At 69.9% G+C, this 6,906-nt stretch carries 7 protein-coding genes and 1 pseudogene; 3 read left to right on the top strand and 5 right to left on the bottom strand.

Features of this window, described 5'->3' with window-relative positions:
* From CVO76_RS01505 to CVO76_RS01495, 3 genes are all read left to right on the top strand, one after another.
* Window positions 1–304: PfkB family carbohydrate kinase (locus CVO76_RS01505; RefSeq protein WP_244186148.1), on the top strand; the 304-nt coding region annotated here is incomplete at its 5' end.
* Window positions 304–2,418, top strand: coding sequence for a PTS fructose transporter subunit IIABC (locus CVO76_RS01500; RefSeq protein WP_208740435.1), 2,115 nt, complete (start codon window positions 304–306; stop codon window positions 2,416–2,418). The genes CVO76_RS01505 and CVO76_RS01500, both read left to right, overlap by 1 nt.
* 53 nt (window positions 2,419–2,471) lie before the next feature.
* Window positions 2,472–2,750, top strand: a complete 279-nt coding sequence (locus tag CVO76_RS01495; protein ID WP_055765843.1) for an HPr family phosphocarrier protein — start codon at window positions 2,472–2,474, stop codon at window positions 2,748–2,750.
* Between the two features lie 276 nt (window positions 2,751–3,026).
* Here CVO76_RS01495 and CVO76_RS01490 read toward each other — a convergent pair whose 3' ends face one another.
* From CVO76_RS01490 to CVO76_RS01470, 5 genes and pseudogenes are all read right to left on the bottom strand, one after another.
* Window positions 3,027–3,746, bottom strand: coding sequence for a hypothetical protein (locus CVO76_RS01490; protein ID WP_208740434.1), 720 nt, complete (start codon window positions 3,744–3,746; stop codon window positions 3,027–3,029).
* Window positions 3,743–4,477 (bottom strand): hypothetical protein, encoded by a 735-nt coding sequence (locus tag CVO76_RS01485; RefSeq protein ID WP_208740433.1) that lies wholly within the window; start codon window positions 4,475–4,477, stop codon window positions 3,743–3,745. The genes CVO76_RS01490 and CVO76_RS01485 overlap by 4 nt, the downstream gene beginning before the upstream one ends.
* A 147-nt stretch (window positions 4,478–4,624) precedes the next feature.
* Window positions 4,625–4,864, bottom strand: coding sequence for a hypothetical protein (locus tag CVO76_RS01480; RefSeq protein WP_208740432.1), 240 nt, complete (start codon window positions 4,862–4,864; stop codon window positions 4,625–4,627).
* A gap of 256 nt (window positions 4,865–5,120) precedes the next feature.
* Entirely contained in the window at window positions 5,121–6,383 is a 1,263-nt protein-coding gene (locus tag CVO76_RS01475) for an endonuclease/exonuclease/phosphatase family protein (RefSeq protein ID WP_208741663.1), read from the bottom strand.
* A gap of 127 nt (window positions 6,384–6,510) precedes the next feature.
* A pseudogene (locus CVO76_RS01470) lies at window positions 6,511–6,906 on the bottom strand (hypothetical protein); the annotation flags it as partial.

Genomic DNA, 6,906 nt, shown 5'->3' with positions numbered 1-6,906 from the left:
TGTTCCGTCGTCCTGGCACGCCGTGCACCCGCCGGTCACGGCGCGTTCCACGGTCGGCGCGGGAGATTCCGCCCTGGCCGGTTACCTGCTGGCGCACAGCGCAGGCGAACTCCCGGAGAACTGCCTGCGCCAGGCCGTTGCCCACGGATCGGCGGCCGCATCCCTACCGGGCTCCACCGTTCCATCGCTCGACCAGACAACGCCGGCCGCAGTCGCGGTCACTCCACTCATGGTCACGCTGCCCGTGATCGAACCAAGCGCCGTCGGATCCAACGCTGGACCGACAGCACAGGAGGAATTCTGATGTCCGAACTCATCACGCCGGAGCTTGTGACTCTGGACAAGGACCTGGGGACACAACGCTCCTCGGTGATCCGGTATCTCGCGGAGCAGGTCGCCGCACAGGGGCGGTCCACGGAAGTAGACGGTCTGTACGCCGACGCCCTCGCCCGGGAGGAGAAGACCTCCACCGGGGTCCCGGGCGGCATCGCCATCCCGCACTGCCGTTCCACGGCGGTCTCGGAGGCGACGCTCGCCATGGCGCGCCTGGCGCCGGCGGTGGACTTCGGGGCCAAGGACGGCCCCGCGGACCTCGTCTTCTTCATCGCCGCGCCGGACGGCGCGGACCAGGAGCACCTCAAACTCCTGTCCAAGCTGGCACGCTCGCTCATCAAGAAGGACTTCACCGCCTCCCTCCGTGCCGCAGAGACGCCCGCCGACGTCGTCGCGCTGGTCAACGGAGCCCTCGGCATCGGGGACGCGGCGACCGTCGGTGCCGGCGCCCATGCGGCAGGCGCCGCCGGTCCGGGCGGACCGTCGGCCGGGGACAGTGCCCGCACGAACGAGGCGGCAGCCACCCTGGGCACCACGCCTGCCGGGGTGGACGCCACCGGTCCCGCCGTCGACGCCGGCCGCTCGACCGACACCAAGGTCCGCCGGCTGGTCGCGGTGACCGCCTGCCCCACGGGGATCGCGCACACCTACATGGCCGCCGACTCCCTCGTCGCCGCAGCCAAGGAGCGTGGCATCGACCTCCAGGTCGAGACGCAGGGCTCCTCGGGCGCCACCCCCCTGGATCCGTCGGTCATCGCGGCGGCCGACGCCGTCATCTTCGCCGTCGACGTCGATGTCCGGGACAAGCAGCGGTTCGCCGGCCTCCCGGTCATCAGTGCACCCGTCAAGCGGGGCATCGACGAACCGGGCGAGATGGTCGAGGAAGCCCTGGCGGCCGCCGGGAATCCGAACGCCCGCAGGGTCGCCGGCACCGCCGGCGGTGACGACCAGACCGACGACGAGGGCGGCCGGGACAGCATCGGCAGCACCCTCAAGCGCGCTCTGCTCACCGGCGTCAGCTACATGATCCCCTTCGTCGCCGGCGGCGGCCTGCTGATCGCCCTGGGCTTCCTGCTCGGCGGTTACCTCATCACCGAGACGGCCGACGCCGTGGTCCTCGAGAACAGCCTCGCGAACCTCCCGGCCGGCGGACTCGCCGAATACCTCGGTGCGGTGGCGTTCAAGATCGGACAGCTGTCCCTCGGGTTCCTGGTGCCCGCCCTCGCCGGCTACATCGCCTACGCCCTCGCCGACCGTCCCGGTATCGCGCCCGGGTTCGTCGCCGGTGCCGTCGCCGGTTTCATGGATGCGGGTTTCCTCGGCGGTATCGTCGGCGGCCTGCTCGCCGGCTACGTCGCCCTGATGATCGGGCGCCTCTCCGTGCCCCGCTGGCTGCGGAGCCTCATGCCCGTGGTCATCATCCCGCTCCTGGCGTCGATCGTGGCCTCGGGCCTGATGTTCCTCGTGCTCGGCGGACCCATCGCTGCGATCACGGTAGGCCTGAACAACTGGCTCTCCGGCCTCACCGGGACCGCGGCGGTCGGCCTCGGCGTCATCCTCGGGCTCATGATGGCCGTGGACCTCGGCGGCCCCGTCAACAAGGTGGCCTACTCCTTCGCGGTCGCCGGCCTGAGCGCCGGCTCCATCGACAACCAGGCACCGTGGCAGATCATGGCCGCGGTGATGGCGGCCGGCATGGTGCCACCCCTGGCCATGGCGCTCGCCACGATCATCGACCGCCGTCGCTTCACCCTCGCGGAACGCGAGAACGGCAAGGCTGCCTGGCTGCTGGGCGCCGCGTTCATCTCGGAGGGCGCCATCCCGTTCGCTGCAGCGGATCCGCTGCGTGTCATCCCCGCGTCCCTGCTCGGATCGGCCGTCACCGGGGCGATCGTGATGGGCACCGGAGTCACCTCGCAGGCCCCGCACGGCGGCATCTTCGTCTTCTTCGCCATCGGGAACGTCGTGATGTTCATCCTCGCCGTCCTCGTCGGCACGGTCGTCTCGGCCCTCGCCGTGATCGCCCTCAAGCGCTACGCCTCGAGCAAGAAGAACACCGCCGTCGCCGAGCCGGTTGCGGCCTGACCCCGGGTCCGGTTGGCTGTACGGGGAACCCATCCACGAAAAAGGAGCACATCATGGCAGAACGCAAGGCAACCGTGGCGAGTCGCGTGGGATTGCACGCCCGCCCGGCCTCCATCTTCGCGGAGGCCGCGGGCGAACTCCCGCTCGAGGTCACCATCGCCATGGACGGTGAGCCGGCCGAGGAGGCGATGGACGCCTCCAGCATCCTCTCGCTCATGAGCCTCGGCGCATCGCACGGCGACGTGATCGTGCTGCGTGCCGAGGGCGACGGCGCCGAGGACGCACTCGAGAGCCTGGCCCGGATCATCGAGACGGACCACGACGCCGAATAGGACGAAGCAGGACGCACGACCACGAAGGGCACCATCCGCCGTCGATACATGGCGGATGGTGCCCTTCCGGCGTCCCCAGCTTGCCCGACCGGTAGGTGGGTCCACCCGTTCTAATGGACGCACCTACCTGCCGGATAACGATCCGCTGACCCCCCACGGACAGCGGCAGTTACATAATCATTATTTTTGCACACGATCATGAAAACGTGAATGGGGCAAGGACACAATCGGATCACTTTCCTGCACGGTGAGCACGGAAAGTCGGGTGCCCTCGCCTCAGGCGAGCTTGTTCGCCCGCTGGTTGCGCCGTCGATTGAGGGTGTGACTCAGCCACACGAGGAACAGTCCCACGACGTTCGACATGATCGCCGAGAACGGCAGGACGATGTCCCAGGCCCCCAGATCGAGGGGAGTCAGCCTCAGCAGCACGAAGACCACCACCAGCGAGAAGCCGCAGGCCAGGAACGCACAGGCGACCCGGTGGGCGGTCCGCGCTCGGCGGTCCGCCACCGATGCGACCGCCGGGATGACCAGGCACCCCGCCACGTAGCCGGGATAGAGCCGTCCCACCGCCGCGTACTGCTGGACCGTGTCCTGGTCCCCGAAGGCGTGCAGCCCCGTGGAGGTGCCCGGAAGTTCACTGGCGACGAAGAAGTACAGGGTGGCGGCGACGGTCAGGCCGAGGATCGCCAGCCCGAACGGGCCCACGACCAGGCGCCGGGCGAGGGACGATCCGAACGCCGCCGCCGTGCGGACGCCGAGGAGCACGAAGACCGCGTAGAGGGTCAGCCGCAGCAGGAGGTTCGCGATGTTCACCCCGCCCAGGACGCCGTCCACGGCTTCGTAGATGGGAACGATCGAGAGTCCGACGGCGACCGTGAGCAGCACGAGCGCCGTGAACACGGTCCGGCCCTGGCCGTTCCGCACTCCCGGGACGCGGACGGCGGCCCCCAGGGCGCAGATGCAGAGGGCGATCCACTGGATGGTCGCGGTCATCCCAGGTTCTCCCACATCGCGCGGTCCTTGCCGTCGTCGAGCTCTGCCCGCCGGATCTGCTTGCCCAGCACGTCGAGGCGGTCGCGTGCCAGGAAGACCAGGTCGAGGTCGGGCATCGCGCACAGCGCGCGGGCACGGCCGTCCTCGGGCCAGCCGCCCTCCTCGGGTGTGAGCAGCCCTGTCACCACCAGACCGCTCGCCAGCGACACGTTCGCTATCCGCGCCGCCTGGACGGCGATCTCGGGGGCGAGCCGGCCCGCGGTGAGCTGGGCGGAGAGATTCTGGCGGGCGACGCCGGTGCTCGCCGCCAGCTGCTGGCGGAGGTCACCCGGATCCACCGCCTCGACCCAGGCGCGGACTGAGTTGCGGTGCGGCAACGGTGCGAGGCTCAGTTCGAGGTCCGTCGCCGTGCTGCCCCTGTCCTCGCTGCGCGCGATGAGCAGTCGGAGGATGTCGATGTGGCTGACCTGGCTGACGAGTTCGGCGTCGGTGGGCTGCCGGATGCCGCCGGGCAGATCCTCGTAGCCCTCGAAAACGGCCAGCGCCTGTACGGGCGGCACCCCGTACCCGCGGGCGATCGCGACGACGGTCGTCACCGACACCTTCCCCCGGACGAGCTGCTGGGCGAGCGTGGAGCGCTTGATGCCGGCGACCCGGCACACGTCCGACACGTTGTCGTGCGGAGCGATCTGGGAACGCCACAGCTGGAACGCCTTGGCTGTGACGGCCATCATCACCTTTCGATTGGACATTTCGGTCTGGAGTCGAAGTATACTGAGATCGCTGGCTCCGATTTCTGCGATTCCCCCATACGCAGAACTCGGAGCCAGCTCCACTTTAACGACCCGGACATCGCCGGGTCGGCGGATCAGGGGTGCCTACCAGCGCACCTTCTTCTCCTTCTTCCCCTGCTTGCTGCTCTCATGGGCCGCCTTCACATGGCCCGCGCCCGAGGACGCCGTCGGATTCGCGGCGTGGTTCTTCCTCGCCAGCGCGAGGCGGGCACGCGGGTCGTCCTGCAGCTTCCCGGAGGAGCCCTTGGCACCGGCGGTCCCGCCGGTGCCGGCCGCCGGTGCTTCGTCCGTTCGGGATCGATCGTTCTGGGGCGTGCTGGTCATGGTGTTCCTTTCTCAGTTCCTGCGCCCGCGGAACAGTCGGAACGGGACGGCACGGCGCACGCAGCGGCGTACGCGGGTTGTGCTGATGGTTCGGACAGGTCCAGTGGGCGCCCTTGGAGTGGTGTCATCGACAAGTGGCGCTGAACTCGGCAGGAGCCGGTTCGGTTACTGGAAAATAAGTGTCCTCATGCCATCGACGGTACACCCGGCCGCGGCGCCCGGACAAGGGTCGCACGCGTCCGGCCGCCACCGTGTGCTAGCTCCGCCGTGCGCCGCTCACGACGACGTCGGCGTAGACCAGCCGGTGGTCGCTCGTGGGGAAGGGGAAGATCCCCGTCAGCTCCGAGCCGGGCATGCCCGCCCGCGGCCAGAACACCCCCGACGCCGAGACCCGCAGGTTCCGCGACGGCAGGACGTAGTCGGCCCGGATGTTGCCGGCATTGCGGTCCTCGAAGTCCGCCGTGTCGTACCGGGGGTCGCCGCGGTGGTCGGCGTTCGCGCCGCCCTGGAGCGCCGCCGCCTCGAGGGCGCCCTCCGAGGACGGGAGCGGGTCCTGCACCAGCTTGTTCCCGAGGAGCTGGTCGATCGAACCGGTCCGTGAGTCGCCGTCGAGCGGGTCGCTGTTCTGGTCGCCCAGGACGACGAAGCGTTCTCCGCGCTTGAGCCCGCCGGGCGCCCCGTCGTCGTCGTAGATGTAGGCGGCTCCGGGGCCGGCCGTCACGTAGTCGGACCAGAACCGGATCTCGTCGCTGTTGCGCCGGCCGTTGCGGTCCTCCTCCCCGTCGAAGACAGGGGGCGTCGGATGGCTGGCCAGCACATGCACCGTCCTGCCGCCGACGCTCACCGGAACGTCCCAGTGCGACTTGCTGGACAGGGGGAGGACGGCGAGTTCATCCGCGGAGTACCAGTCGCCGGGGGCATCGGTGGCCGGGTTGTCGGGGAGCAGGGCTCCGGGCATGTCCTTCCAGAGGAAGTCCTGGAACGTCCGCACCGCCCCGGTCTGGATGGGGTACTTCGAGTAGATCACCATGCCGTACTGGCCCTCGAACGCCCCGAAGCCCAGGGCATCATCCGGTCCGCCGACCGTACCGTCGTCATTCAGGTCGTAGCCGCTGGGTATGCCCGTGTTGGATGGCGCCGTGTACACGTAGGGGTAGTCCACGGCAGCCTTGCCGTTCTGGCCCACGCGGAGGTAGTTCCGGTCGAAGAGGTCGGCGGCCCTGTTGCCCGGCACGTAGTCGAACTCGTTGATGAGGACCACGTCCGGCCTGTTGGTCTGCACCACCTCGGCGATGGCGCGCGCCTGGGCATCCCCGGGCGTGCTCAGGTCCCGGACGAGTCCGCCGGGCGTCGAACGGTTGAGGCTGGCGTTGTAGGTGGCGAAGCGGACGCCCTGCCCTGCACCCTGGTCGGCACCCGGGACCACGCTCCGGGTGTCGTCTGCAGGACCCGCGAGGGCGGCAGGGGCGACGGTGACGAGCAGGGAAACGGCCAGCAGGCCTGCTGAGAACCGCGACAGGACTCGCACGTCTCCCCTTCCTCGGTGGTGGGGCCGTGCCGTCGGACGGACGGCAGCCCCGGTGGTTCCTTCTGGAACTCAAGCCTAGTGGCGCAGTGCCCTCCGCGACCGGCCCGGATGTAACGATTCAAAACCGACCTGCGGCCTCCCGGTGGCGTGCCGGGCGTCGTGCACCCTGCGCACCCAGTTCCCGTTCGGCGGCGTCGAAGGTGTGCTCCAGCCGCGCCACGGCTTCCGCGTAGCGCTGGAGGTCCCTGCCGTCCCCCCGGCCCCCCGGCTCCGGTCTCCCTTCGTCGCCGGCCGTTCGCAGGGCGCGGACGACAGGCCGCGCGGCGGGGTGTCCGGGATCGTGCATCGCGGGGTACCGGATCGCCTTCGCGGGGTCGACGTCGTAGTCGGCCCACTGCCGGACGACCGCGTCGTGGCGCCGGCGCAACTCACCCCAGGCGGCCGAGTGCGCCGACTCCCGTGCGGTCCGGGTGCGCTGCGCGTGCCGGCGCCAGACCCAGGCGGCGGCCGCAGT

The organism is Arthrobacter agilis (assembly GCF_002953615.1).
GTDB lineage: Bacteria > Actinomycetota > Actinomycetes > Actinomycetales > Micrococcaceae > Arthrobacter_D > Arthrobacter_D agilis_B.
This window is presented reverse-complemented; position numbering and strand designations above follow the sequence as displayed.